This window comes from Brachyspira suanatina, from assembly GCF_001049755.1.
GTDB classification, from domain to species: Bacteria; Spirochaetota; Brachyspiria; order Brachyspirales; family Brachyspiraceae; genus Brachyspira; species Brachyspira suanatina.
On sequence record NZ_CVLB01000015.1, the window covers coordinates 1 to 901 of the forward strand.

Below are 901 nucleotides of genomic sequence, written 5' to 3' on the forward strand. Positions count from 1 at the left end.
AGGCAATTACGGCGTTCGCAATAACTGTGATTGCCTTTAATATTTTATAAATATTCATGATCCCTCCTTTTTTTATTTAGCAAAAATATTTTTTTATCAGATTAAAAAAATATTTTTTATTCTATACCATATATACAAAATATAAGGAAATATCGATGGAAGGATAAAATGAAATATAAATAATATTTAATGAAAAATTATTTAAGCCGATAATATTATTGCTCAGAAAAAATATTAAAAACAGTTTCAAAAAACTTTTTATTTGAAAAGCCTGCCTATCAAAGACAGGCTTATTAAAATAAAAGGAGCTGTTTTTATGAAAACGCTAGACTATCTAAAATTATATGATAACAATAATTCTAATTTAATAATCAATTATCTTGAATATATAAAACTTTATAAGTCAAAATCTACAGTAAATACTTATGCAAACAGCATCAAAAACTTTTATAATTTTCTTTATAATTATTACAGTATCGGACAGTATAATATCGTACAGTCTGAAAAAATACTTAATAGTAATAATATCGGACTGTCTAAAGATATACTATTATACAATACTACGGTATTGTATAATAAAGTAAACAGAAAATGCATTGAAGACTATATCTCTTATCAAGTTAATAAAAATCTCGGCGCCGACATCATTCACTGCAGAGTTATGGCTGTAAAAAGTTATTTTAAGTATTTAGTGAAATTAAAAAAAATAAGCACCGAAACTTTTTTTGATATTTTTGATGAGCTTAAAACTCCAAAAATAATTGTAAAAAATCAGCTATTAATAAAAGCAGATGAAACTTTATCCATTACAAAAAAGATAAAAGAAAAATCAGAAAGTTTTGCAGATGAGAGAAATATATTCATGCTTTTGCTGATGTCTAACACAGGCATACGCCGTAAG

At 24.6% G+C, this 901-nt stretch carries 1 pseudogene; it reads left to right on the top strand.

The window, feature by feature from the left end:
• Positions 1-316: 316 nt before the first annotated feature.
• Positions 317-901: pseudogene (locus BRSU_RS14020) on the top strand (tyrosine-type recombinase/integrase); the annotation flags it as partial.